Origin of the sequence: Legionella israelensis (assembly GCF_004571175.1) — a bacterium.
Lineage (GTDB): Bacteria > Pseudomonadota > Gammaproteobacteria > Legionellales > Legionellaceae > Legionella_D > Legionella_D israelensis.
Map to the genome: position 1 here is coordinate 456726 of NZ_CP038273.1, position 25273 is coordinate 481998.

The window sequence follows — 25273 nt, forward strand, 5'->3', positions numbered from 1 at the left end:
CTTCTATAAAGGATATTATTCCTCGGCCACATAAAACACACAAGAAGAAAGACTCTCACTGCAAACATAGCCTGCAGCCGTTCTAATCCAGTGATTATCCATTTGTGAAGGGATTTTTACCCTTACCGGCCACCAAATGGAATATTGCCCCACAGAATTCTGGTAAGTGCAGGATACTCCCCGCCCAATAACACCGGCTACCAGAATATTGGACCTTACAAAGCGGGTGTTTTCTTCTCCTTGTGGATGATTTGGAGAAAAGGGATTTTCCACCCAAGGAGCAGGAGGCTCACCCCATTGCAATGAGCTTGTTTGTGGGTCAGGGCAAATTTTTGCCAGAGACAGGCTGCTCCATAAACCAAACAGCAGCAATAGAAATAAGCTTCTCATGTTTCTTTTTCCTTTTTAGACGACCGACAATCCGTACCATAAATATTTTCAGCAAAAGATAAAGATGCAAAATGTCAGAGACAATATAAGATTTAATCTTATCAACAGTTCATGGAAAAACAAAATCACTGAATAATAAAATCTTCCCCTGTTCCTGGTACCAGATTCCAGAGACAATTTGCACCATGATAATTTAACACCTTTATTTCAGGCTGAGCCGGTCCTGTAGCTGAGATAACGAAGACACAGGCTTTGGATTGAAAACCTTTATCCTCATTAACAGCCGTCAGCGTATAGGCAATGTTAAAATCGGCATCTTTTGCAAAACCGAAGCCATATTTTAGGGGTTGCTCTTTAGTAATATCTTTTGTCTTTATCTCATGACAAGTCTCATCGACAAAATATCCTTGCTGACTGATAACCTGTAAATTCAACTTCCATGTTCCCTCCTTTGCAGAAACATTGTGCCAAGTATGAACATTACATCCTAAAGCAAAAACATCTGCCACCACGCAATATAATATTATTGATAAAATATTTTTCATTAGATCTACTCCCTGAGAATAAAAACGATAAAAAATGTAAATGAGAATCATTTTTATTTCAATAGACATCGTTCAAAAAATTGCTGCCGAGAGAAAATACCTGAAGAGAAAACGGGGACGGAATTTCAGCATAGACATCCGTATATGAGGACTTAAGCTGCCGGATACAATTCTTCATGCAGTGTGTTTCAGAAAGAAATCTAAGAAAAAATAATTACCATAAGTTATTGTGAGCTCGTATTTCTTTGGTATAATGTCCGCCTGTGCCGGGGTGGCGGAACTGGTAGACGCGCCGGATTCAAAATCCGGTGGTGGTGACACCGTGTGGGTTCGACTCCCACCCTCGGTACCATTGAGCGATTTTATAACAATCCTCAACGGTTCGCAAAAGTACGTAATACATTGATTGTTATTGAAAAAATAGTGACTTCTTCTTCTCAAATTATTCTCAACTACTCGTTAATTTTCGTATTTAACCGTGCATACTTTGGGTAAGATTTTGGGTAAGGTTTTTTGGTTTTTTACCCTTCTCAAGGTTGCCGTTAGTTGAGGTAATTAGTCATGTTAACTGATTTGAAGATTCAGCGGCTTAAAGTCGAACAAGGTAAAACCAAACGCCACAAAGATCGTGATGGCTTAAGCTTGGAAGTCAGAGCAAGCGGCAAAAAAGTATTTATCTTTCGCTTTCAATGGAACAAAAAACCACAGACTATCACCTTGGGTAATTATCCATCTCTAAGTCTCGCAGAAGCACGAAACCAAGTTCTGGTATATAGAGAGTCAATTGATAAAGGAATTGATCCCAGACAATCTGATGAAGCTGAGAACGATAGCAAAATGACATTTAGAGTCATAGCAGAACAATGGCATCAAAAGAACAATCACCGTTGGAAAGAAGTCACCCGTAACCGCCATTATAAAAGTCTGGCGCGTGATGTTTATCCCTTTATTGGAGAAAAATCAATTGATGACATCACCAAAAATGATCTACTGCAAATCATTCAGCCTCATGAATTAAAAGGACACCATGAAATAGCGCACCGCTTACATGATCGATTACAAAGTATTTTCGAGTTTGCTGTTGGTGCGTCTTTAACAGAAAACTACCCTTTCATTGGCTTAAAGAAAGCTTTATCACCTAAACCCAGGGTAACAAACCAACCAGCTATAAGACCGAATGAAGCCCATGAAATGCTTGAAGTTATCAAAAATAGCCATGCAACAAAAATAAATAAAATTTATATCGAATTGCTCGCTCACCTATTCACTAGACCATCAGAGTTAAGGCTGGCTCAATGGTCTGAATTTAATTTACAACAAGCGGAATGGCATATCCCTGCTGATCGCATGAAAATGGCAGCAGCCCATTGGGTTCCCCTTTCTCCACACGTCATAAAGCTTTTAAAAGAATTAAGACTATTGACGGGCTTCACGCCTTATCTTTTTAACTCCCCCACTGCAAAAAAGTCACAACCAATAAGTGAAACCAGTGCACGCAAATTATTACACCATACTGGTTATAAAGATCGTCATACATTACACGGTTTTCGTGCTTTAGCTTCAACGGTATTGCATGAGCAAAGCCATTTTAGAACAGATGCTATAGAAGCCCAGCTTGCACATAAGGTACAGGGTGTTCGTGGCGTTTATTTACGTGCAGATTTTAAACAGGAACGAAAAGAATTAATGCTTTGGTACAGCAGCTGGTTAAATATTAATGCCAAAGCCAAATTAGAAAAAGTTCAATAAGACAGAGAACACCAATGAATTCTATGATCAAATACCATCTTTCAGAAGATGAAATATCAAATTCTTTTACTCATAAATGGCTCGAAGATTTAAATAACAGAACTATTCAAAAATTAGGTAAAACCCCTGCCAAAGCCAAGGATGAACTAATAGTATTTATTAAGAAGAAAAACATAAAAACATCCAACCCAGAAAAGCTAGCTCAACTCATTATTACTCTTTGGACACGACATAAGCTAGCTGTAGACATGATTGAGAGTCCTGAATTTAAGAAAGAAAGGAGAAAGTTAGAAAGCAACATTAATAGAACAAAACAACTTATAGAACAAATTAATAAAACAAAACAAACATGCGCAATACCTTATATGCTTAATTTGGATTTAAATATTTCATTTGATTATGATGCTCTAACCAAAGCCAACCAAGAATACATTGATTATCTTGAATTGTCTTTAAGACAATATTTTGGCCGAGGAACGTGCTCAACTGGTAAAGACAAGATCCAAGAACTTGCTATATTTACGATGTTTTATATTGGTGAAGAGTTACTTAACCTGAAAAAAATAGGCAAGCCCAGCCCTCTATTTTCTTTTATTAAAATATTGCTAAATATTCACGATAACTCAAACACGGGAATATTGGGGGAGGATAAACTATCAAAATACTATAAAAATTACAGAGCGGAACTTAGGGTGTGTCTAGAAACGCCTTTTGTATCAGGAAAACGGTTAAATACAAATTATTCTATTACGACCTACCAAGATGGCTGGCTAGTTCAAATACAAAATGGAAATGAAAAACGAGAATATTTTGTACCATGTGAAACACACGAGGGAGTAGTCAGGCTATTGAATTTTATATATAGAAGAAACATACCAGACCATAAAATAACAATGGGTCTCTTTGATATTGAGATCCTTTCTGAAATTATCAACTTAACCATCTGAACAAAATTAATACTATCCTGCTTGACGAGGGCGGTATTTTGTCTCGTCAGGCATTCTCATACATTTCATACGCACTCATAATCACTCACGAGAATGATTTTAAGAAGAAATCACTATTTTTAGGAGATTTATATGAGTGAATTACCAATATTGCTTTATCCAAACCAAGCTCAAAAATTTTTAGGTGTAAAAGCCACGAAATTTTATGAGCTCCTGCAAACTCCAGGATTTCCTAAACCTAGATCCCCTCTTGGGAAACGTCCTATGTATTTGAGAAAAGAACTTGAGGCATGGGCTGAATCTGGTTATGTCCGTAAACTGCTGTAAATTCAGGTTGACTTTTTAGGAGTGGAGTCATCGCTAAAATTCGGTACTATTGAGTTGTGAAAAACAATAACTATCGAAGGAGATTAGCGATGACGGATTACAATATTACAGTTGGAAAGGAATTGCTTCCAGAACTTTTATCAAGCCAGGATGGGCTCGCAAAGCTTGTTGAAGGTGTATTGAATCAGGTATTGGAGGCACAGGTGTCAGAAAGTCTGGGAGCAGACAAGCATGAACGTTCAGGTGAACGTATAGGCTATCGTAACGGTTACCGTCCAAGACAACTATACACTCGTGTGGGACCAGTCACTCTTCAAGTGCCGCAGACACGTGATGGCTCTTTTTCTACCGATATTTTTAAGCGCTATCAACGCAGTGAGCAGGCTTTTGTATTGGCTCTGATGGAAATGGTTGTTAATGGCGTATCAACCAGAAAAGTTAATAACATTACTGAAGAACTTTGCGGTGCTAGTTTTTCAAAGTCAACCGTCAGTCAACTGTGTTCTGGTCTTGATGCAAGAGTCAGAGCCTTCAACGAGCGTCGGTTTGATGGTGACAACTACCCATTTATCATGGTTGATGCGATGTTTATCAAGTGTCGTGATGGTGACAGAGTCGTGTCTCGAGCAGCCTTGACCATCTCGGGTATCAGAAGTGATGGCTACCGTGAAATACTGGGCCTTCGCATTGGTGACACTGAGAGCTATGCTACATGGGATGAAGCGTTTAAATGGCTAAAATCTCGTGGGCTAAAAGGCGTGATGTATGTTGTGTCAGACCAGCATGCAGGGCTTGTGGAAGCGGCTAGAAAGCACTTTCAAGGTGCAACCTGGCAACGATGCCAAGTTCACTTGATGCGCAACATCCTCGGGCACTGCTCTGTCAGACACCGCAAAGATGTTGCTGAAAAGGCAAAGCTTGTTTTTCAGGCACCTGATATGGAAGAAGCCAGGCGTAGACGCGATGATTTTATTGATGCCTTTGAGAAAAAAGCACCAAAATCAGTTACCTGCCTTGAGGAGGCTTTTGACGATGCCATGGTAGTTATGGCGTTGCCGGAGAAATACAGGAAGCGACTTCGCACCACCAACATGCAAGAGCGAATTAACGAGGAAATCAGGCGCCGAGAACGAGTGATAAGGATATTTCCTAATGATGATTCTGCATGGCGGCTGATTGGCGCTTTATTAGCTGAACAAAACGAGCAGTGGCAATCAAGGCGTTATCTTAATATGGACGAATTTAATGACTGGCTGGCTGAGAATGAAGCCGGAAAGTCTAATGTTGTAGGGATGAATGCTTTGACTAAATAACGTACTAACTTGATAGGCTGAATTAATGGGAATTTACAGCACTTTTTGGACTTGACCCTGAATCTCTTGCAAAAGTGAATGGAAAGCATGATGAGAATCAAAATGGATAAAAAAAGCCCAGATAATCTGGGCCAAAATAGATCATCCAAGCGTCCTTATAATAATACAGCCTCTCAAAGAGCAAGAATCATAAGGCACTTTCAAGAAAAGTCGCCTCGATTATCAACAATTCAAGCTCGAGAACAATATGGGATTTTACACCCTGGAGGCCGCATTATGGAACTTAGAAATAAGGGATATCAAATTGATACGCATTGGATAAGGGAGACAGATTCAAACGGTGTTTTGCATCGGATAGGTCTTTATGTCTATCACGGAGGAAACAAGGAGGCTAGTCATGACAAATAACTGTGACGTTCAAACTTTTGTTGACTATAAATCTGAAATTAAAAAATTGCATGACTATTACTGTTGCATTAATCAGGCCACACGGCTTAATGACAGTAAAACAGCAATGACATTAATCAAAAATTCTCTGTCTGGACTTAATGCAAGTATTAAGGCACTTGAGTCAGGCATTGAGGAAGGGGGCTTATTATGTCAAGAATCAGGACAATAAAACCTGAGTTTTGGTCAAGCGAGCAGGTAGTTTCCTGCTCACCAAGTGCCAGATTACTTTTTATTGGATTATGGAATTTTTGTGATGACAATGGTGTACATCAAGCCTCATTTGTACGCCTAAAAGCGGAAGTATTTCCATGTGATGACTTCACAACTAAAGACATTGAGCTTATGGTTCATGAACTTATTCAAAAAAGACTTCTTTATGAGTATAAGGTTGATGATACCAGATATTGGATTGTTACTGGCTGGCGAAAACACCAACGCATCGACAAACCAACTAAAAAACACCCTCTCCCAGACAAATTCGATGATAATTCTAATAGTGCTATAGGATTGGTATGTAATTCCTCTCAGATTAGTTGTGAATCATTCGATGAGTCCTCGACCACGGAATGGAAAGGAATGGAAGGGAAAGGAAAGGATAAATATATATGTGAAGTTAAAACTTCACCTGAAGATCTTTCTGAGCCTTATTCTATTGCAACCAAAGAAGTATTTGAGTACTGGAAAACAATCATGAATCATCCTCGTGCCAAATTAGATAACAAACGAAAACGTGTAATCACTAATGCTTTGAAGTTAGGCTACAGCCTTTTTGATCTCAAAAAAGCCATTGATGGTTGCGCCAATACCTCATACAACATGGGTAAGAATGAGAATAATCAGGTTTATGATGATATTGGATTAATTCTGCGCGATGCTGACCATATTGAGCGGTTTATCAATAACGCTTGTCAGGAAGATGGTGAAAGCAAATCAGTTAGTAACTCGCAAAGTTTAATGGCAGGAGTGCTCTAATGATGAGGGCAAAAGAAATTTCCCGCCTATTGGCACAAAGAGCCGAGGATGTCGCACGATATCTGTTACCCCAAGGAAAGAAGGAAAACAATGAATGGTGTGTCGGTAGCATTAATGGAGAATCAGGTAAATCACTTCGCGTGCACCTTACCGGTGAAAAAGCGGGTGTATGGTGTGATTTTGCTACTGGAACTGATAAAGGTGACCTATTAGACCTATGGGCTTCAAAACGCAATTTAACGATCTCTGAGGCCGTTAAAGAGGCAACCAGCTACCTAGGCATTACCTCACCTCGTTTCGAGGCTCACAAGATCCCAAATTACGTTAAACCGAGTTTATCGAAGTCAACTGAGCTTAATCCAACATCAAAGGCACAAGAATATTTGGTTGATGAACGAAAGCTGGTTGTCAAAACTCTCCAAAGTTTTAAAATTGGTCAAAAAGAAAACTATATTGTCTTTCCCTATTTACGTGATGGGGTAGCAATATTTGTTAAATATCTTCGCCTACAAAGATCTAACGGAAAAAAAGAAATACAGGTAGAACCCAACTGCGAGCCATGCTTGTTTGGATGGCAGATGATTCCAAATAATGCCCGCTCAGTCGTTATTTGTGAGGGTGAAATTGATGCTATGAGTTTGTATCAATATGGTTTTCCAGCACTTTCTGTTCCTTTTGGTGGGGGTACAGGCAAGAAGCAAAAGTGGCTTGAGTATGAATTTGATAGGCTGGCTATTTTTGATGAAATTTTTTTATGTTTTGATAACGATAAGGAAGGACAAACAGCAACCATTGAATTACTTGAGCGTTTAGGCCGCCATCGCTGCCGGATTGTTCAGTTACCATACAAAGATGCAAATGAATGTTTGCAAAAAGGAGTTACTCAAAAAGAAATACAGGAATGTTTTGAAAATGCCAAAACGCTTGATCCTGAAGAATTAAAATCTGCAAAAGAATATGCTGAGCAGGTGATTGAAGCATTTTACCCCGCAGAAGGTGTCCATCTCGGTTACGAAGCTCCGTGGGAGAAAGCAAGGGGTAAAATATTATTTAGACCAGATGAGTTATCAGTTTGGACAGGAATAAATGGCCACGGAAAAAGCCAATTTTTAGGGCAAATAATTCTTCATGCTATGCAACAAGGTGCACGAGTATGTATTGCCAGTTTGGAAATCAAACCTAAACGATTACTAATGCGTTTAACCCGCCAAGCCAGTGCCCTTGCTGAACCATCAAAGGAATATATACAAGCTATCCATGAGTGGTATGAAGATAAATTGTGGTTATTTGATTTAGTTGGTACAGCAAAGTCTCAAAGATTACTTGATGTTTTTCTCTATGCCCGACAACGCTATGGTATTGATGTTTTTGTGATCGACTCATTAATGAAATTGGATATAGCAGAAGATGATTATAAATCTCAAAAGGCATTTATGGAGCAGCTCTGTGATTTTAAAAACCAACATAATTGCCATATCCATATTGTTATTCATCCCCGCAAAGGTGCAAACGAATTACTTCCCCCTGGCAAACTTGATAATAAAGGCACGGGGGCTATCAGTGATTTGGCAGATAATTGCTTTACCATCTGGCGGAACAAAGAAAAAGAAAACCTTAAACAAATACAAAGTACTGGTGTAGAACTTACGGCCAAGGAATTAAAAAAATTAAATCAATCGGACTGCCTCTGGCGCTGCGATAAACAACGTAATGGTGACTGGGAAGGTAGATTTGGATTTTGGTTTCATACAGGATCGCTACAATATTTAAACAAACCTGATCAAAAACCGATAAGAGTAGTTGAATATTCAAATAGAAATTCACATTAGCTTAGATTGATTACTGGATTGGGTTTTCAAGTGCGCTCAATGGGGGAATAAGGTCACCCACATCCACATTCAATACAAACGCAATTTTTATTAAATTTTGTATGGAGATATTCTGTTCACCACGTTCAACTCGTCCCATGTAAGTACGCCCCAACGTAGCAGCAGCCGCAAGCCCTTCCTGAGAGAAACCTTTGGAAGTTCTTATATCTCTAATTTGGTTACCTAATCTAATAAGGTTTGCGTGCTTCTTTATCATAGAATAAGTAGAAGCGATTGCACCTTATAAGTTCCACACCTAATAGGTGATATCTTGGTTATAAATGAATTATAATGACCAGAATGGAAGAAATAAAATCATTTTTCTGATATTTAATAAGGAGATAAATAAGGAAAAGAGCTAAACCTAGAAGAAGTCAGATATGAAAATTATTTATACAATCGCAGGTATATTGCTTTTATCAACGTTATTCAACAGTAGTAATGTTGTAAAATCAGATAAAAATGTCCATAAGAAAGCTCACATAACGAAAATTAAGCAACAAACGATATCAAGCAAAAATAAGAATGAAACTGAGCCTAAGAAATCTGAACAACAGTGTGAATCAGACGAAATGGCTCTCAAGGTATTTCAAAAATCTTTAGGTGAGACGCTCAAGGAGCATAAGGAAACAAGTAGCAAAGAAACAAATAAAAATATGGAGAATGAACTTAAAAGAAATCTCAGAAAAGAATTGCTTACAAATAAGTCCATAAAGAAAATTGTAATAAAAAATAACTGGTGCGGAGCTTATAGTGCTTGGCGTCTTTCGAATTTATATAAGCTAGCAGAGCTTCATGAAGATGCTCAAAAATACCACTATAAACTTGTTCAACTTGCAAATAGTGGAAATGTTACGGCCATAGGAAATCTATGCACCTCAGATAACACCTATATTACAAAAAATGAAAAAATTAGATACTGTAATTTGACTTTAAAAAGTGAGGATAAAGAGGCTAGTGCCCCCTACAGATTTGAAGCAATGATGTTCTTGAGCAAGTATTATTTTGATATAGAGGATGGAAATAAGCTGATTAAGATATGTGAGGAGATAGATGAGAAAAGTAAAAACATATGTTTTTTTGGTATAACTGACTCGGCAATGAGGTTAGCTGAAAAACTCTACAGCAAACAAAAATATGGAGAAGCATATCAGCTTTATCAGAAGATTGAGCCATATGATAAAAAAGGCTGGGCCTTTTCTCAGGCAACTTTAGGGGATATGTTTCTATATGGAAAAGGCCAACAAATCGATTATTCTTCAGCTATTTTTTGGTACAAAAAAGCTTTAGAAAAACCATATAATGATGAAATAAAATCAACCATATTTAACAGTATAGGGATAGCTTATAGCAAGAAAAAAGATTATGTATCGGCTTTCAGAAATTATGAAAATGCTGCTGTTCTAGGATAACCTGAAGCTCAATTTAACATAGCGAATTTATATCTGTTAGGACACGGTATTATTCAAAGTGAAAAAAAAGCTTATGCTTGGATAAGTCTTGCTATTGCGCAAGGATTAAAAGAAAGTGCACAGTTAGATGCTGAACAATTAAGAAAAGATTTAACAAGCTATCTAAAGTATCAGGTGAATTAGTTTCGACTTAATCTGACATAACCACTTGAAAAGGTGAGAGTTTCCGGTTTTGATAGAAGTGCAAACTTTAACAAAACCAAAAGGAAAACTCTCATGATAGATAATAACGTTAAAATTATTAAACACAAAGTTGGCTTACTAAATTTAGCTGAAGAATTAGGCAATGTATCGAAAGCCTGTAAGGTAATGGGTTTATCACGAGACACCTTCTATCGTTATAAATCAGCGGTAGAATCTGGTGGGGTAGATGCCTTATTTGATAAGTCACGAAGGCAACCTAATCACAAGAACCGTGTTGACGATTCTATAGAGCAAGCGGTAAAAGAGTACGCCATAGAATATCCAGCTCATGGTCAACTACGCACCAGTAATGAGTTGCGTAAGAAAGGGATTTTTGTATCCCCTAGTGGCGTTCGCAGCGTCTGGCTTAGGCATAATTTAGCTAACTTTAAAGACCGTTTGAAGGCACTTGAAGCCAAAGTAGCATCAGAGGGCATTATTCTCACAGAAGCACAAATTGCAGCTTTGGAGAAGAAGAAGTTTGATGATGAGGCTTGCGGCGAAATTGAAACAGCACATCCTGGCTATCTTGGTTCCCAAGATACATTCTATGTGGGAACTATCAAAGGAGTTGGCCGCATTTATCAGCAGACTTTTGTTGATACTTATAGCAAAGTGGCATTTGCCAAGCTCTATACAACAAAAACGCCTATTACATCAGCAGATCTCCTTAACGACAAGGTCTTGCCGTTCTTTGAGCAGCAGCAGTTACCTATGCTGCGTGTTTTAACTGACCGGGGTACAGAGTATTGTGGGAAAGTAGAACAGCATGACTATCAGCTTTATTTAGCTATTAACAACATTGATCACACGAAAACTAAAGCACAATCACCGCAAACAAACGGTATTTGTGAGCGTTTCCACAAAACGATTTTGCAGGAGTTTTATCAAATCACATTCCGTAAGAAAGTTTACGATGACATGGATGAACTGCAAAAAGATCTGGACGTATGGCTTCATTATTATAATAATGAGCGCACCCATCAAGGCAAAATGTGCTGTGGACGTACTCCAATGCAAACATTGATTGATGGCAAACAAATCTGGAAGGAAAAATTGATAGGCTGAATTTGACCTGACAGACACTTCTGAAAAACCGGTAACTGTCAGATCAAGTTTGAACTACTACATATCAGGACAGGTCAGGGCAAAAACTGTCTGAAGCTCAGGAGTTAGCTCAATCTTATTATGATCGATACATTGCCCACAAAAATAAATCGTAGGGTTTCCATTGTTAAGGCATTCTAAATTGAATTAGGTGCTTTACGCTTACGATTGCTTTCCCGTATCGCTTCTCTACCAGTCTCAGTTTTTGGGCCTGTAGAAAGGCCACCATGAAGCTTACACCTGCCATTTACCGCACAATCGCGTTTGTTACCCCATACTGGGGGAGCTTGGCAGGGTGTGTTTTTTCTAGTTTTGGCCCCGCAAGTTCCTCTGTAAACGCTTAATTAACCCCACTCTTCTCAGGCATTTCCAAAGCAGGTAAGCTGCGCATGTTTTCAAGTTCGGAAGGGTTTACATGAAAGGGCAGCAAAGCTTCGAGCTGTTCGATGGTTTCAGCATATTGGATGTTGGTCAGTGCGTATTTCAACCATGCGAAAGCATCAACCTGGTGTTGCTTACAGGTTTCGATGAGGGAATAGAGGATAGCACCTGCTTTGGCGCCCGTTTCGTTGCCATGAAAGAGCCAGTTTTTTCGTCCGATGACGAAAGGTTTAATGGAGCGCTCTGTTCGGTTGTTATCTATTTCGAGACGGCCATCGTCAAGGTATCGTTTGAGCGCAACCCAGTGCGTCAACAGGTAATGAACGGCTTTGCCCAATGGGCTTTTCGGTGGGATATTGATTTTTTTATCTTCAACAAAGTCTTTGAGTTCATCAAGAATAGGTTTGGCCTCTTTTTGTCTTGCCTGATAAATATCGTCTGGTGCAGCCTTTGCCTCTTTGAGGGAAGCTTCCAGCTGATAAAGCTCGGTAAAATAGGTCAAGACTTTATGGGCAATGCCTTTTTTCTTGCCGGCAAGTTTGACCACATCGACAAAATACCTTCTGGCGTGCGCCATACAGGCAACATGGGTAACATGGTCTTCTTTGTCTAAAGCGACATAACCACCATAACAGTCAGCATGCAGGTAGCCGCTGAAGTCGGAAAAGAAATCAGCCGGTATCTGGTGAGTGCGTGACGGATGGTACTGATAAACATAACAGCGTTTATCCGGTGGACCGCCAATGAATAGCCACATATAGGATTTTGATGTTGGCGGTTTGTTTTTCTGCTTGAGCACCTGCACGGGTGTTTCATCCGCATAAGCGATGTCATAATCGTGAATGGCCGCAACCATGAGTTTAACCAGCGGCGTTAATAAATCAGCGGCTTTTACCACCCAGTTGCAAAGCGTTGCTCTGGTAACGGGAATGCCCGCTTCTTTAAACATCGCCTCCTGGCGATAAAGCGGCATGTGGCGGTTAAACTTGGCATCAATCACTGCTGCCAGTAAACCAGACGATGCAATGCTTTGTGGAATAGGTTGTTTCGGCAGTTTGGCCGTTTGAATGGTTTCTTCACATGTCTTGCAAGCGTATTTTTTACGAACATGAACCACACGGAAGGTCATTTGCGGTACAACATCCAGTTGTTCTGAGATGTCGTCACCAATATGAGTTAACTCACAACCACAGTCGCAATGTTTTTCTTCATCGCTTAAGTCATGAATCTGCTCAACATAGGGTAATGACTTGGGCAGTGCTTTGCGGCCTGTGCCTTTTTTAGCACGGGTATAGGTAATGGTTTCAGTTTGAGAAGGCTCAACAGTCGATTCATCCTGTTCACTGGATGGCTCTGCTTCGTCAAATTGCAATGCCATTTGTTCCGGCACGACACCTTTTTCGCTTTTGCGGCCAAAGCGTGCATTACGGAATAAGTGCAGCTGGTGGCGAAGCGTTTCGATAGTGCTTTCCTGCTGAGCCAACAATGCCAACAAACGCGCATTTTCTTCGCGTAATTGCTCTACTGTTAAGTCAGATTGTTGTTTCATCGTTGGTATTATTTGTGTTGTTTTAATGGGCACTATTATACCAAAATAAGCATGCAATGTAACGGTTTAATTTAATAAAATCATGAAGTTAACTTAAAAATAATGCTTGAAATCAAGCATGGGAAATTCAGACATCAACTTAAATTCAAGCCCCGCCAACAACCAGTCCAACTGTTGGTGAGTAATGGCTTCAAGCTGGGTTGACGTCTTCTCCATCTTAAATTTTCCACGCTCTAAGCGCTTGTGATAAAGCACAAAACCATTCTTATCCCAAAACAAACACTTAACCCTGTCACGGCTACGATTATAAAAAACGTAAACAGAACCATCGTTCGCCGGCGATTCAAATTCCTCAATCACCATGGCAGCCAAGCCATTAATGGCTTTTCTGAAATCAACAGGTGTTGTTGCAACATAAATCGCTGTCGTTTCCGGTAAGCGCAACATTATAACGCCCCTGCAAACGTTAAAACTTCACGTAAAATGACTTTGTCGGTCTGACCGCTGATTCCAAGGCGTACACCATTTGGCAACATTAACTGAATGGCCGGCTCATAGGGCGTGTTTGCCGAAGTAGGTTCAACAGCTGACTTAACCGCTAGAAAATGAGGGGATGTTCTCTGCGCTTTTGAAGCTTTAGGACGAAGACGTCCTCGCCAATAACAAAACGCTGAATGACTTATGCCTTGCTGTTCACAGTAAACAGCTTGGGTTAAACCACTGACTTCCCATGAGTCATTATGAGATTGCCAAAATTCGCGTCGTGATCTTTTCGGATTGTCTGTCATGCTGATTTTCTCCGTTGTTAAAAATAAACGGAGTATCAAGGTTGGGAAGGAACTTTGCTAGGTGAGGTTAATTAAGCGCTTACGTTCCTCTTTGTGGACGTGGCAGTTTAGGTGAATTAGCAATCCAGACTGGAAAGTAAACATTCAACTTTTCATCAAAGCAGAGTATTTTCATTTCACAAATCTCTTATACTAAAAAGACATTGTAACCCAAACTTTATGATGAGTGCACATAATTAGAAGTAACAAAAAACTTCCAAACCCCATGACGCGCGCGCACAATACTGGTGGTGAAATTATTTAAAAAATAAGCCGGTAACAAAGAATAATTACAAACAAAAATGGCTCAAATTTGGTCAGAAATATCCTCAATTAGCAAAAAACGAAAATGATTCAATAAGTTATGGGCTTGGTACTATTGCTTTTATTACTGCATTAGATGTCATGATTTCATCCAGTTCATAATTCACATGCGTGTATATCTGTTCGTATTCATTCATATATGTTAGGATAATCAAAGTTGGGTAAGATCTTGGGTAAGCTTCGAGTCCAGATTATTTTAAGCCAATAAGATCAAGGTATTACAAAGAGGTTCGACTCCCACCCTCGTACCATTCAAAAGTAACTTAAACGTCTCGCTGATTTGCGCCAACTTTTATTGCTGTTTCCACCGAGCCTAACAGCTTTGTCAAAACCATCTTTTTATATTTCCATTAATGCAGAACGATCTATTTTTATTTGTATTTCTTCTATACCCTTTAGAACTTCCTGATAATGGGATTGATGTGTATGAAAGCGATCGTTTAATTTTTTTAAAAATTGTAATACATCTTGAGCCAAATCAACTTCGTAATTTATCAACATAACGGTGGCTAACTTCAATAAATCAATGAAGGACTCCGGATAAACAATAAAAACCTCCTGGTTAAAAAAAACTCTTGGATAGTTTCTATGTCGATACAGGATTTGTTTTTGATCGATTTCACAAAGCATGGTAACAATATCCGGATTCAGATTAGAAGCATTAACTTTATTGCGGTTCAAAATAAACTCTTCATTTTTTTTATCAACAAAATCACAAATTTCTTTTGCAGCAATGCTTCCATCTTTATTCAATACAACAAAAGACCCTGGGAATTGTAAAAAATAACTTTTATGGTAATTCCCAAGTAGTAACTCTCCAGGTTTGATGTCACGACTGGTTACTAGCGCTAATTGTGGCGTCATGTTAACCCAAACGGGTTTAACAAAAAAATTGGCCGTTGCGATTTGCTCGATGTTGTTTCTTTTATCTTGTGCGAGTTCTGCAACATAATCCTTATCTATACTCGCTGAAACTAAACTTGCAAATCCAGCCACCGCTCTCGCGTCAAGCATATAACCCTGTCCTGTTTCTACATTTTTTATGAAAGAAATATAGACATTGTTTTCCAAATATATCTTGTATTCTTGCTCAGAACATTCAATCACTTCTCCATTAAACAACATCCATCGGTTTCGAGGAATTTTTTCTGTGGCGACCACCCCGTATCCAATATGTTCATTAACATAACATATTGCGAGTTTAGAGATATCGATTTGTAAATTTATAGGTGACGTCTGAAAAAAAGAATTCGTGGATTCAAAGCAGGGAAAATCATATAGTTCCATAGAATGGATGTCTTCAGCTTGCTTGTGAGTAAAAACGGGATTATTTGTCCATTTGAAATGAGGTAGCTTTCTGTGCTGCTTAAATAAATTTTCAATTTCATTTACTGATTTTTCAATGCAACGGCTATATCTTACATCTTCTATATTATTAAAAAATTTTATTGTCGATTGGGAAGGAAAAAGGAATATTTCTTGATGCGGCATATTGGTATGTTTTCTTTCATTTTGTGTTAATTAGGGTCAATTATAGGTTTTTGTTTTATTATAAGCAATACATTCTTTGATTAAATTATTGACAAAAAACTGATTTAATCCCTCACATATACAATCTGTTACTCATATTCATTATTCCCAACAATATTGCTAATAGAGATGGTTTTTTTTAAAAAATCAAACGGGTTTATCAATTCTTCCATTATCTCTGAGGATTGGAATAAGCTTTTAAGGTTTCTTGTGACTTATGCTCAGGATACTTGCTGTCCATTGTTTCAAATTCTTCTATCTGTTTACGTATTCTTAATAAAAAAGGAATGAATAATAAGGCGATAACCACGGATAATTCATAAAGATTTACCCAGCCAATGTACATTTGAACAGAAGCAGCAAAAGGTCCTGACAGAATTCTTGGCAAAGAAGAAAATGCCACAAGAATGGATAGTTGTGTGCCGGTATATTTTTGGTTTACTTGACGCATCAGAAAAACAACCAACGCTGTTGTTCCCATTCCTGTAGCAAAATTATCGCTAACGACTGCCAATATCAATAAACTAAAATTTTTTCCACTCATAGCAAGTATAACGAAAGTCACATTGGTAAGTGCCTGCAGTAATCCAAAGATCATTAGAGATCTATATAGTGAGCACCGCATCAATATCAGGCCTGCAAGAAGACCGCCTATCAAAACAGAGATTATTCCGATAATTTTATTTACAAATCCTATCGTGCCCACAGAAAACCCAAGACCTTGAATCAGAAACGGCATGACGATGCCACTGGTTGTTGAAGTAAAAGCTTCCCCTGCCTTGAAAAAAAATATAAATAAAAGCAGTGCAATTATCCCCTGACGCCACCACAGTTCTTTAATCGGCAAAACAAAATTCTGTATCAGACTTGAAGGCTTTTCCGTGATCCTGGAGGGCTCAGAACTCATAATAATAGCCAGCATGCCCATGCCCATCAAAAATCCCATCGTACGATATGTGCAAGGCCAGCCGTAATAATCGGCAATAATTAAAGCTAATCCTCCAGACAATAATAAGGCAATTCGATAACCAAAGACAGCTAAAGAAGCGCCGAGGCCATATTCTTTCACTGGAAGATATTCTGTTCGATGAGCTTCAATGGCAACATCCTGTGTTGCAGAACAACAGGCTAAAATAAAGGCAATAACAGCCATCAGAACAGGCGATTGCTCTGGGGTCATCCAAGCCAAAACATTAAAGCCAGATAATAAACATATCTGCATAAAAATAATCCAGCTTCGACGTCTACCCAATCGACACAATGAATAGCGATCAAGAAGCGGAGCCCAGAAAAAACGATAAACATAAGGAAAACTAATAAGGCTAAGTGCCCCTGTGATCATCACCGACATACCGCTTTCGGCAAACCAAGCTTGCAATGTACTGCTTACCAATGCCAATGGCAATCCGGAAGAAAAACCTAATAAAAAAACAATAAAAAGGCGTTTATTCATTTGAGAACCATTATCCTCATCCACAGCCTGTCCTTCAACATCAAAAGTGGTGAAATTTTTTCAATCTTCCAGTAAATCCAGGTCAGGTGTGGGAGCAGGAAATCAAGTTTAATGCAAGGTTTGACTTTCCGAACCCCTGTGATTTGACGGTGTCGAGCCTTGCTTCGAATATAGTACCAGGTCAAGCCACGGCAATTAAGGATGCTTTTATAAAGTAGAATATCGCCTAAACTTAGATATATGATATTTAAGTGCATTTTAAGATAAAAAATCAGCTTAACATTCAAAGCTTAATGCGCCCAAGATCCGTTGGCAAACCAGCTTAAGTACCAAAAGCCAACGGATCAGACCAATCTGTGCCGCTTATTCTATCATTTAAGCATCTTTTTGAGCAGTATCTGTGTCCTTGTCTTTCTTAACAGATATCAAATGAATTTTGAAAATTAATGTCTCGTTTGGACCAATAGGACCACCGATACTACGAGGACCATATGCCAGATCAGAAGGAACATAAATTTCCCAAGTAGAACCAGCAGGCATCAATTGTAATGCTTCAGTCCAACCAGGGATGACCTGTGATACTTTAAATGTGGCTGGTTTTCCCACTCTTTCAGAACTGTCAAAAACCTGGCCATTAATCAAACGTCCAGTATATTCAACTGTAACTGTGTCGGATTTGGAAGGTTTAGTGCCTGTTCCTTTCTCAAGGATTTTATATTGTAAACCACTGGGTAAGGTAACAACGCCTTCCTTGCCTTTATTTTGCTCGAGAAAAGCTTCCCCTTTAGCTTTATTTTCGGCGGCTTTTTTATTAAATTCGGCATTTCTTTTCGCCATCAGCTCTTGCTGAAATTTATTTAAAACATCTCGCATTTGCTGCTCGGTCAATTTTAATTTATCACCGCTCATTCCATCCTTCATTCCCGCTGCCATAGCTTGGGGATCAATTTCAATCCCTTGCTTTTTGAAATTTTTACCAAGATCAGCTCCAATACTGTAGGATAATTTTTCTACATCCGTATTCAATGACGAAGCATCAGTAGCTGCTATTGCCGTAGATATCGCCATGCTCATGACCGTTGCAGCGACCAGTTTCAGTTTCATAAATCTCCCCTTTTCATTTTTATTATATTAAGTTCTTTTGCAGGACTCCCCCTGTGTGCATTCTTATTCTGCCTAAGTTATTTTTAAATTGCCACCCATAAATTGATATTATCCAAACTGGAAATTGAGTGGGTAATATCCTTAGAAAAAATAAAAGAATTAAGGCCAGGCTTATTTATCTTAAGTTGAGAGGAATTGATTCAAAAAACAACTCTAACTATACTTAGACAAAAGCTCTAGATCCTTCTACAATGCTTGTAATTTAGAATAACCTGGAAACTCCATGAACATCAGTGTTTTTGATTTATTTTCCATCGGCATAGGCCCTTCGAGTTCACATACGGTTGGTCCAATGTATGCAGCAAATGAATTTATTCAGCTGTTAAGAGAAAAACAGTTGTTCAATGATGTGCAAAGAGTAAAATGCGAGTTATACGGTTCTCTGGCTTTAACCGGCAAAGGCCATGGAACGGATAAGGCCATTATCAATGGTCTGGAATCTAAAACTCCTGAAACGGTGGACCCTGAGACCATTGTGCCACGAATGGAAAATATTATAAAAACCCAGGTTCTCAAACTAGGGGGTGAAAGAGAAATTCCTTTTCATGAAAAAGAAGATTTATTATTACTTCAGAAGGAAGTCCTTCCCAAACACACCAATGGTATGCGTTTCAACGCTTATGACGGCAACGGGCAAAAATTGATCCGTCAGGTTTACTATTCAGTTGGCGGTGGATTTATTACCACCGAAGAGGAATATGATAAGCCACGTGAAGAAAACGCCTCACCTCCTTACCCCTTTTCAACGGCAAAAGAATTGCTGCGGCTTTGCAAGGAGAATCAACTCACCATTGCCGAACTAATGTTTGCCAATGAACATACCTGGCGCGATACACAGGCTATTCAGTCAGGCATCCTTGACATCGCAAAAACCATGGAAAAATGCATCGAGAATGGTTGCAGGCATGAAGGAATATTACCCGGTGGTTTGCAAGTTAAAAGACGAGCTCCTGAACTTTACAAACTGCTTGTTGAGCAAAAAGGCGTCAAAAGTGTTTTTGAACAATCGGATATCATGAATCGTCTTAACATGTATGCCATGGCTGTTAATGAAGAAAATGCGGCCGGCGGGCGAATTGTCACAGCACCTACCAATGGGGCTGCTGGTATTATTCCTGCAGTGTTCAAATATTTCCAGGAAGGGCATGACAAATTAAACAAGAATGACATTTTTACTTATTTTCTCACTGCCGCAGCCATTGGAATTTTATACAAAAAAGGCGCTTCTATTTCCGGCGCTGAAGTCGGTTGCCAGGGAGAAGTCGGCGTGGCTTCGTCGATGGCCGCTGCAGGCTTAACCGCTGTACTGGGTGGAAGCGTGGAACAAATTGAAAATGCAGCTGAAATTGCGATGGAACATCACCTGGGTATGACCTGCGATCCGGTGAACGGACTTGTTCAGATTCCATGTATTGAACGCAATGCAATGGGTGCTGTTAAAGCCGTTAATGCCTCACGTATGGCGTTAATCGGAGATGGTCAACATCAGATATCTCTGGATAAAGCCATCAAAACAATGAAACAAACTGGCATGGATATGCAAACCATTTATAAGGAAACCTCGTTGGGCGGACTGGCAGTTAATCATCCGGAATGCTGATTCTTAATAAAATCGTCATTAAATATTGTTAAAAAAATGAGTCAGAAGCATTTTATCTATCACCCAGCACAAGGTAAACAAATCTGGAGCCAACTCTACGGAAGCAGTTTACCGTTGGCCTTGGCTGAATTTTGCCAGCAAAAACAAGGGATTAAACTTTTAATTGCCCAAGATAATCTCAGTGCCAGTCAACTAAAAGCTGAGCTCAGCTTTTTCCTCAATGATAACACCCGGTTACAAGATATCTTGTTTTTTCCTGATTGGGAGACACTCCCTTATGATCAATTTTCTCCACACCAGGACATTATTTCTGAACGCTTAAATACCTTAAGCCACATTCAGCATTCCACTAACGCCATCATCATTACCTCTGTTAGTACATTAATGCACAGACTCTGCCCACCGGAGTTTTTAAATCAGTATGCTCTGAGTTTGAAAGAAGGGCAATCTCTGCAATTAGAGCCATTCAGACGACAATTGCAGCAGGCCGGCTATCACAATGTGAATAAAGTGCTTGAGCATGGAGAATTTGCTGTCCGAGGTTCCATTATTGACGTTTATCCTATGGGTAGCAAACAGCCTTTCCGAATCGAGCTGTTTGATGATGAGATTGAGAGTCTGCGGGAATTTGATACAGAAAGCCAACGTACTGTTAAGAAAATCAGTGATATTGAAGTCCTTCCTGCCCGTGAGTTCCCACTTAATGAGCAGAGCATTACTTTGTTCAGACGCTCTTTCAGGGAGCAGTTTTCAGGAAATCCAGGACAGAGTCCTATCTATGAAAGCGTTAGTGAGGGTCAGTTTCCTTCTGGTATTGAGTACTATCTTCCTTTATTTTTTAATCAAACAGTCAGTTTTTTTGATTATCTTCCCGAATCAGCCACTGTGTGTCTGATTGAAGACATTCATGAAAAAGCCGAACATTTCTGGGAAGAAGTCACTGAGCGTTACGAACAGCGACGCTATGATGTCAGCCGGCCTATTCTTACTCCATCCATTTGTTTTATCAAGCCCGATGAATGGTATGGCTTGATCAAAAGATATCAGCAATTGCATTGTTACCACAGGCCTGTCGATAAAAAAGGCAAAGTCACTCATTTCAACATAGGCAAAGCCATACAACTTCCCATTGATAGAAAATCAGAAGAACCACTTCATCGCTTAAGTGACTATTGTAAAGATGACAGCAGACGATATTTACTGGTGGTTGAAAGTGCTGGCAGACGTGAAGTGCTCATGGATTTACTGAAACAGAGCCACATCCATCCCCAAATTTTAACGTCCTGGTCGGATTTTTTGTCTTCTGATAAATCCATCCATATTACTACAGGACCACTTATGTACGGCTGTGAGCTCCTGGATCATTCTATCAGCATTATTGTTGAATCCCAGCTTTTTGGTGAGCAGGCCATTCCCCAGCGGCGAAGCAGTCAAAAGAGCATTAACCCGGATCTTATCATCAAGGATCTGGCTGAACTGCGCCTAGGTGCACCGGTAGTGCATCTGCAATTTGGTGTTGGCCGTTATCAGGGCCTGAAATACCTCGAATCCAATGGTATTGCCAGTGAATTTCTTGTTCTAGCCTATGCAGGCGAAGATAAAATATACGTACCAGTTACCTCATTAAACCTCATTAGCCGCTATACTGGTATGGATAGCGAACATGCACCGCTGCATCGCCTGGGAAGTGATCAATGGCAAAAGGAAAAGAAAAAAGCAGCCGAAAAAATACACGATGTAGCGATCGAATTACTCGATATTTATGCCAAACGTGAGGCACAGCCAGGTTATATTTATGATGTTCAACAAATGGAATATCAGCGCTTTGCCAGTGGCTTCCCTTTTAGTGAAACACCCGATCAGCATCAAGCCATTGAGCAAATCATTCATGACTTGAAATCACCTAGACCCATGGATCGGCTTATCTGCGGCGACGTGGGGTTTGGTAAGACAGAAGTAGCGATGCGTGCTGCTTTTGTTGCCGTGCAAAACGGCAAGCAAGTCTGTGTTCTTGCCCCAACAACCCTACTTGCAGGCCAGCATTTCGAAACTTTCCGTGATCGTTTCGCTGACTTTGCCATAAATATTGAATTACTGTCACGTTTTCGCAGCCAAAAGGAAGCAAAATCGGTTATTGCATCTTTGCAATCAGGTAAAGTGGATATTGTCATTGGAACACATAAACTTTTTCAAAAAGAGATCCAGTTTAGAAATCTGGGCTTACTCATCATCGATGAAGAACATCGTTTCGGTGTGAAACAAAAAGAATACATCAAATCATTGCGCACACAGGTGGATGTCTTGTCCATGACAGCCACACCTATTCCCAGAACGTTAAACATGGCAATGGCAGGAATTCGTGACATTTCCTTAATTGCCACTCCCCCTGCCAAGCGCCTGGCCATTAAAACCTTCTGGCAGGAAAAAAACACCTCTCTTCTTCGCGAAGCCATCCTTCGTGAAATTCTAAGAGGCGGACAAGTTTATTTTTTACATAATAATGTCCAGACCATTGGTCGTATTTGTGAAGATCTGCAAGAGTTAGTTCCAGAAGCTAAAATCAGCGTTGCGCACGGGCAAATGCGCGAGCGTGATTTAGAACGTGTCATGTCAGATTTTTATCATCACAGGTTCAATGTTCTAGTCTGTACCACCATCATTGAAACAGGAATTGATATACCTACAGCCAATACCATTGTGATTGATCGTGCCGATAAATTTGGACTGGCCCAATTGCATCAATTAAGGGGTCGCGTCGGTCGCTCACATCATCAAGCTTACGCTTATCTGCTTACCCCGCCTAAAAAATCGTTGACAGCAGACGCCATCAAACGTCTGGAAGCCATCATGTCCCTGGAAGATTTAGGTGCAGGATTCACTCTTGCCACCCATGATCTTGAAATTCGTGGAGCAGGAGAATTGCTCGGTGAGGATCAAAGCGGAAACATGCAAGCCATAGGTTTTAATCTTTTCATGGACATGCTTGATAAAGCTGTAGCCGATCTTAAATCAGGAAAAATTCCTGAACTCGCTGCTCCAATGCAACAAGGAGCAGAAATCGACTTACGCATCAGCGCTATCATCCCAGAAGACTATATCGCCGATGTTCACACCCGTCTTATCATGTACAAACGCATCGCCAATGCCAAAGACAAAGAGCAGTTACGCGAATTGCAAATTGAAATGATTGACCGTTTTGGCCTCTTGCCTCAGCCAGTTAAGCATTTGTTATTGATCACTGAATTGAAAATGCTGGCTGACAATTTAGGTGTTAAACGCATTAGTGTTCATGCCCAGCAAGGCAAAATTGACTTTGAGCCACAGGCAAAAATTGACCCCGCCGTACTCATTCAACTCATCCAATTACAAGCTAAACGCTACAAAATGGAAGGGCCGACAGGATTGCGCTTTACTCTGGATAATACCGATGCTGAAGGGTTAATTCATGAAACCTCGTCTTTATTGAAAAAACTGGCCGTCTCTGCCGAATCCACTACTCATTAAATTTTTAGCATTTAACTCGTTCAAATAACAATCATTTGGAATTCAGGGCGATTTCATCAAAGTTCAAAAATCAAACGATAAGAGTATCTCAACTGTAGAAGAGAGAGTTGATTTATCTGGCAAATTAAAATAGAAAGTGTTAATAATCAGGCACCTACGTTGACCGACGTAGATTATAAAAATCTTAAGAAGGAGCCTGATTGTGTTAGAAAGTACGCGTAAATTTGGAAAAAATCAATATTTGTTTCATTGTTTTCTGTCCATCCGCGATCCACGAGTTGGAGGTCGTTGCACGTATTCACTTTTAACGATACTGATTATTGTTTTATGCGGATTAATATGTGGCTGTGACAGTTGGAAAGCCATGGAGATTTTTGCCAGGTCGCGCAAGCGATGGTTAAGCCAATTTATTGACGTCAGTGAAGGTTTGCCAAGCCATCACACATTGGCACGGGTATTTTCTCTGATTGACCCTTTAGAATTTGAGCGTTGTTTAAGTTCATGGATAGAAGGAATCAGTCAATTTTTTATGGATGAGCTGATTGCGATTGATGGTAAGACGAGTCGCGGCTCCTCTTATCAAAGGGGCCATAAGAAGGCGACCCATCTGGTGAATGCTTACTCCCCACGCTTATCCGCGACGCTTGGAAGCACGGTTACACCTGACAAGTCTAATGAAATAAAGGGGATACCTGTACTACTAAAAGCACTCAATATCAAAGATAAAGTAATAACGATTGATGCAATGGGAACGCAAAAGGGAATTGCCAATTTAATACGTCTCAAACAAGCTCATTATGTGCTTGCTTTAAAAAAGAATCATAAACGCATGCACCGGAAAGTGGATAACCTCTTTCAAAAAGCGGACTCCCTAAATTACAAAGCCATGGTTTTCCAACAGAAAGACACCAATAATTATGACCACAGCCGTTTTGAAGAAAGAACATACACCGTATTACCAGCCATGTACCTTCGCGGTCAACAATGGAAAGATTTAAGCGCCTATATCCGTGTGCAATCCACGCGGCATTTACCCACAGGAGACATTGAAACGGCTACACGTTACTACATGACATCCCTGCCTTATAAAAAACACAACTTAATGCGTCAGGCGATTCGCGACCATTGGAAAATAGAAAATGGCTTACACTATAAGTTGGATGTCGGTATGAACGAAGATCAATGCCCCATATATCGCGGCTATGCAGATAGAAATTTGAGCATTATGCGTAAAATAGTCCTTAAATTATTAACCCAAGATACTTCAAACCAAGATGGCATTGCTTTAAAACGAATGAAAGCTGCCCTTTCTACGCAATATTTGAAAAAAGTGATTGGATTTTGAACTTTGATGAAATCGCCCTGTTTGGAATTATTTTTTTCATGATGGATAAGGCTTTCTTAAGCTTTCGGTTATATAATGTCTATAATTTGTGCATCATGAGGACTGTACGTGGAAACGCCTGAACACAAGAATGCCGGTGATTTAATTCGTATTGAAACGTTTGATAACCCTTATCTTGAAGGAAGTAAGTCTTTATCAGAAGATGAAGAAAATGTACTTAAAATCACGTGAATTCGATGTAACTGTTTAAGGATTATCCTGCAAAGAGAAAAT

Annotated in this window: 22 protein-coding genes, 1 tRNA gene and 2 pseudogenes; 15 read left to right on the forward strand and 10 right to left on the reverse strand. The window is 39.6% G+C overall.

Going from position 1 to position 25273, the window contains the following annotated elements:
* Nucleotides 1-15: 15 nt before the first annotated feature.
* Both E4T55_RS01965 and E4T55_RS01970 read right to left on the reverse strand, forming a co-directional pair.
* Nucleotides 16-390 carry a DUF3757 domain-containing protein gene (locus E4T55_RS01965; RefSeq protein WP_058501669.1) on the reverse strand — a complete coding sequence of 125 codons (375 nt, stop codon included), beginning with the start codon at nucleotides 388-390 and terminating at the stop codon, nucleotides 16-18.
* Between the two features lie 125 nt (nucleotides 391-515).
* The gene (locus E4T55_RS01970; protein ID WP_058501677.1) at nucleotides 516-935 is read right to left on the reverse strand and encodes a hypothetical protein; all 420 of its coding nucleotides are present in this window, start codon (nucleotides 933-935) and stop codon (nucleotides 516-518) included.
* A 265-nt stretch (nucleotides 936-1200) separates the two neighbouring features.
* Here E4T55_RS01970 and E4T55_RS01975 point away from each other — a divergent pair.
* The 9 genes from E4T55_RS01975 to E4T55_RS02015 all read left to right on the forward strand — a co-directional run bounded on the left by E4T55_RS01975 (nucleotide 1201) and on the right by E4T55_RS02015 (nucleotide 8522).
* Nucleotides 1201-1287 (forward strand) — tRNA-Leu (locus E4T55_RS01975).
* A 209-nt stretch (nucleotides 1288-1496) separates the two neighbouring features.
* A complete protein-coding gene (locus E4T55_RS01980; RefSeq protein WP_058501668.1) occupies nucleotides 1497-2684 on the forward strand; it encodes a tyrosine-type recombinase/integrase in 1188 nt (395 codons plus the stop codon).
* Nucleotides 2685-2707: 23 nt separating this feature from the next.
* The gene (locus tag E4T55_RS01985) at nucleotides 2708-3631 is read left to right on the forward strand and encodes a hypothetical protein (RefSeq protein WP_058501667.1); all 924 of its coding nucleotides are present in this window, start codon (nucleotides 2708-2710) and stop codon (nucleotides 3629-3631) included.
* Nucleotides 3632-3763: 132 nt separating this feature from the next.
* Nucleotides 3764-3958, forward strand: a complete 195-nt coding sequence (locus tag E4T55_RS01990; RefSeq protein WP_058501666.1) for a helix-turn-helix transcriptional regulator — start codon at nucleotides 3764-3766, stop codon at nucleotides 3956-3958.
* A gap of 89 nt (nucleotides 3959-4047) precedes the next feature.
* Entirely contained in the window at nucleotides 4048-5271 is a 1224-nt protein-coding gene (locus E4T55_RS01995; RefSeq protein WP_115325208.1) for an IS256 family transposase, read from the forward strand.
* Nucleotides 5272-5373: 102 nt separating this feature from the next.
* Nucleotides 5374-5679, forward strand: a complete 306-nt coding sequence (locus E4T55_RS02000) for a helix-turn-helix domain-containing protein (RefSeq protein ID WP_065235997.1) — start codon at nucleotides 5374-5376, stop codon at nucleotides 5677-5679.
* Nucleotides 5669-5890, forward strand: coding sequence for a hypothetical protein (locus tag E4T55_RS02005; protein WP_058501877.1), 222 nt, complete (start codon nucleotides 5669-5671; stop codon nucleotides 5888-5890). The genes E4T55_RS02000 and E4T55_RS02005 overlap by 11 nt, the downstream gene beginning before the upstream one ends.
* Entirely contained in the window at nucleotides 5869-6693 is an 825-nt protein-coding gene (locus tag E4T55_RS02010; protein WP_058501876.1) for a hypothetical protein, read from the forward strand. Before E4T55_RS02005 ends, E4T55_RS02010 begins: the two co-directional genes overlap by 22 nt.
* The gene (locus E4T55_RS02015) at nucleotides 6693-8522 is read left to right on the forward strand and encodes a bifunctional DNA primase/helicase (RefSeq protein ID WP_058501875.1); all 1830 of its coding nucleotides are present in this window, start codon (nucleotides 6693-6695) and stop codon (nucleotides 8520-8522) included. The genes E4T55_RS02010 and E4T55_RS02015 overlap by 1 nt, the downstream gene beginning before the upstream one ends.
* 10 nt (nucleotides 8523-8532) lie before the next feature.
* Here E4T55_RS02015 and E4T55_RS02020 read toward each other — a convergent pair whose 3' ends face one another.
* Nucleotides 8533-8778 carry a helix-turn-helix domain-containing protein gene (locus E4T55_RS02020; protein WP_172460989.1) on the reverse strand — a complete coding sequence of 82 codons (246 nt, stop codon included), beginning with the start codon at nucleotides 8776-8778 and terminating at the stop codon, nucleotides 8533-8535.
* Nucleotides 8779-8941: 163 nt separating this feature from the next.
* Between E4T55_RS02020 and E4T55_RS02025 the strand changes: the two genes are divergently transcribed.
* Together E4T55_RS02025 and E4T55_RS02030 are read left to right on the forward strand one after the other, a co-directional pair.
* Nucleotides 8942-9973 (forward strand): SEL1-like repeat protein, encoded by a 1032-nt coding sequence (locus tag E4T55_RS02025; RefSeq protein ID WP_058501874.1) that lies wholly within the window; start codon nucleotides 8942-8944, stop codon nucleotides 9971-9973.
* A 276-nt stretch (nucleotides 9974-10249) separates the two neighbouring features.
* Nucleotides 10250-11378: pseudogene (locus E4T55_RS02030) on the forward strand (IS481 family transposase).
* Between the two features lie 82 nt (nucleotides 11379-11460).
* Here the strand turns inward: E4T55_RS02030 and E4T55_RS15595 are convergent.
* From E4T55_RS15595 to bamJ, 7 genes and pseudogenes are all read right to left on the reverse strand, one after another.
* Nucleotides 11461-11592, reverse strand: a pseudogene (locus E4T55_RS15595) (HGGxSTG domain-containing protein); the annotation flags it as partial.
* 71 nt (nucleotides 11593-11663) lie between these two features.
* Entirely contained in the window at nucleotides 11664-13253 is a 1590-nt protein-coding gene (tnpC, locus tag E4T55_RS02040) for an IS66 family transposase (protein ID WP_058501897.1), read from the reverse strand.
* Between the two features lie 93 nt (nucleotides 13254-13346).
* Nucleotides 13347-13700, reverse strand: coding sequence for an IS66 family insertion sequence element accessory protein TnpB (tnpB, locus tag E4T55_RS02045; RefSeq protein WP_058501898.1), 354 nt, complete (start codon nucleotides 13698-13700; stop codon nucleotides 13347-13349).
* Complete coding sequence (gene tnpA / locus E4T55_RS02050; protein ID WP_058501899.1) at nucleotides 13700-14041, reverse strand: IS66 family insertion sequence element accessory protein TnpA; 342 nt, start codon at nucleotides 14039-14041, stop codon at nucleotides 13700-13702. The genes tnpB and tnpA overlap by 1 nt, the downstream gene beginning before the upstream one ends.
* A 702-nt stretch (nucleotides 14042-14743) precedes the next feature.
* Nucleotides 14744-15895 (reverse strand): SET domain-containing protein, encoded by a 1152-nt coding sequence (locus E4T55_RS02055; protein ID WP_058501777.1) that lies wholly within the window; start codon nucleotides 15893-15895, stop codon nucleotides 14744-14746.
* Between the two features lie 211 nt (nucleotides 15896-16106).
* Entirely contained in the window at nucleotides 16107-17387 is a 1281-nt protein-coding gene (locus E4T55_RS02060) for an AmpG family muropeptide MFS transporter (protein ID WP_058501787.1), read from the reverse strand.
* A gap of 375 nt (nucleotides 17388-17762) precedes the next feature.
* A complete protein-coding gene (bamJ, locus tag E4T55_RS02065; protein ID WP_058501778.1) occupies nucleotides 17763-18491 on the reverse strand; it encodes a BamJ family beta-barrel-assembly machinery protein in 729 nt (242 codons plus the stop codon).
* A gap of 283 nt (nucleotides 18492-18774) precedes the next feature.
* Between bamJ and E4T55_RS02070 the strand changes: the two genes are divergently transcribed.
* The 4 genes from E4T55_RS02070 to E4T55_RS15505 all read left to right on the forward strand — a co-directional run bounded on the left by E4T55_RS02070 (nucleotide 18775) and on the right by E4T55_RS15505 (nucleotide 25231).
* A complete protein-coding gene (locus tag E4T55_RS02070; RefSeq protein WP_058501779.1) occupies nucleotides 18775-20151 on the forward strand; it encodes an L-serine ammonia-lyase in 1377 nt (458 codons plus the stop codon).
* A 36-nt stretch (nucleotides 20152-20187) separates the two neighbouring features.
* Nucleotides 20188-23655: a transcription-repair coupling factor gene (gene mfd, locus E4T55_RS02075; RefSeq protein ID WP_058501780.1), complete on the forward strand. Its 3468-nt coding sequence runs from the start codon at nucleotides 20188-20190 to the stop codon at nucleotides 23653-23655.
* Nucleotides 23656-23857: 202 nt separating this feature from the next.
* The gene (locus tag E4T55_RS02080) at nucleotides 23858-25000 is read left to right on the forward strand and encodes an ISAs1 family transposase (RefSeq protein WP_115325252.1); all 1143 of its coding nucleotides are present in this window, start codon (nucleotides 23858-23860) and stop codon (nucleotides 24998-25000) included.
* A gap of 108 nt (nucleotides 25001-25108) precedes the next feature.
* On the forward strand, nucleotides 25109-25231 hold the full coding sequence (locus tag E4T55_RS15505) for a hypothetical protein (protein WP_256595074.1): 123 nt from the start codon (nucleotides 25109-25111) through the stop codon (nucleotides 25229-25231).
* Nucleotides 25232-25273 lie beyond the last annotated feature (42 nt).

What these genes read in the sequence shown, in the direction of transcription:
- E4T55_RS01965 (WP_058501669.1), bottom strand. Translation starts at nt 390, where the DNA reads ATGAGAAGCTTATTTCTATTGCTGCTGTTTGGTTTATGGAGCAGCCTG.
- E4T55_RS01970 (WP_058501677.1), bottom strand. Translation starts at nt 935, where the DNA reads ATGAAAAATATTTTATCAATAATATTATATTGCGTGGTGGCAGATGTT.
- E4T55_RS01980 (WP_058501668.1), top strand. Translation starts at nt 1,497, where the DNA reads ATGTTAACTGATTTGAAGATTCAGCGGCTTAAAGTCGAACAAGGTAAA.
- E4T55_RS01985 (WP_058501667.1), top strand. Translation starts at nt 2,708, where the DNA reads ATGATCAAATACCATCTTTCAGAAGATGAAATATCAAATTCTTTTACT.
- E4T55_RS01990 (WP_058501666.1), top strand. Translation starts at nt 3,764, where the DNA reads ATGAGTGAATTACCAATATTGCTTTATCCAAACCAAGCTCAAAAATTT.
- E4T55_RS01995 (WP_115325208.1), top strand. Translation starts at nt 4,048, where the DNA reads ATGACGGATTACAATATTACAGTTGGAAAGGAATTGCTTCCAGAACTT.
- E4T55_RS02000 (WP_065235997.1), top strand. Translation starts at nt 5,374, where the DNA reads ATGGATAAAAAAAGCCCAGATAATCTGGGCCAAAATAGATCATCCAAG.
- E4T55_RS02005 (WP_058501877.1), top strand. Translation starts at nt 5,669, where the DNA reads ATGACAAATAACTGTGACGTTCAAACTTTTGTTGACTATAAATCTGAA.
- E4T55_RS02010 (WP_058501876.1), top strand. Translation starts at nt 5,869, where the DNA reads ATGTCAAGAATCAGGACAATAAAACCTGAGTTTTGGTCAAGCGAGCAG.
- E4T55_RS02015 (WP_058501875.1), top strand. Translation starts at nt 6,693, where the DNA reads ATGATGAGGGCAAAAGAAATTTCCCGCCTATTGGCACAAAGAGCCGAG.
- E4T55_RS02020 (WP_172460989.1), bottom strand. Translation starts at nt 8,778, where the DNA reads ATGATAAAGAAGCACGCAAACCTTATTAGATTAGGTAACCAAATTAGA.
- E4T55_RS02025 (WP_058501874.1), top strand. Translation starts at nt 8,942, where the DNA reads ATGAAAATTATTTATACAATCGCAGGTATATTGCTTTTATCAACGTTA.
- tnpC (WP_058501897.1), bottom strand. Translation starts at nt 13,253, where the DNA reads ATGAAACAACAATCTGACTTAACAGTAGAGCAATTACGCGAAGAAAAT.
- tnpB (WP_058501898.1), bottom strand. Translation starts at nt 13,700, where the DNA reads ATGTTGCGCTTACCGGAAACGACAGCGATTTATGTTGCAACAACACCT.
- tnpA (WP_058501899.1), bottom strand. Translation starts at nt 14,041, where the DNA reads ATGACAGACAATCCGAAAAGATCACGACGCGAATTTTGGCAATCTCAT.
- E4T55_RS02055 (WP_058501777.1), bottom strand. Translation starts at nt 15,895, where the DNA reads ATGCCGCATCAAGAAATATTCCTTTTTCCTTCCCAATCGACAATAAAA.
- E4T55_RS02060 (WP_058501787.1), bottom strand. Translation starts at nt 17,387, where the DNA reads ATGAATAAACGCCTTTTTATTGTTTTTTTATTAGGTTTTTCTTCCGGA.
- bamJ (WP_058501778.1), bottom strand. Translation starts at nt 18,491, where the DNA reads ATGAAACTGAAACTGGTCGCTGCAACGGTCATGAGCATGGCGATATCT.
- E4T55_RS02070 (WP_058501779.1), top strand. Translation starts at nt 18,775, where the DNA reads ATGAACATCAGTGTTTTTGATTTATTTTCCATCGGCATAGGCCCTTCG.
- mfd (WP_058501780.1), top strand. Translation starts at nt 20,188, where the DNA reads ATGAGTCAGAAGCATTTTATCTATCACCCAGCACAAGGTAAACAAATC.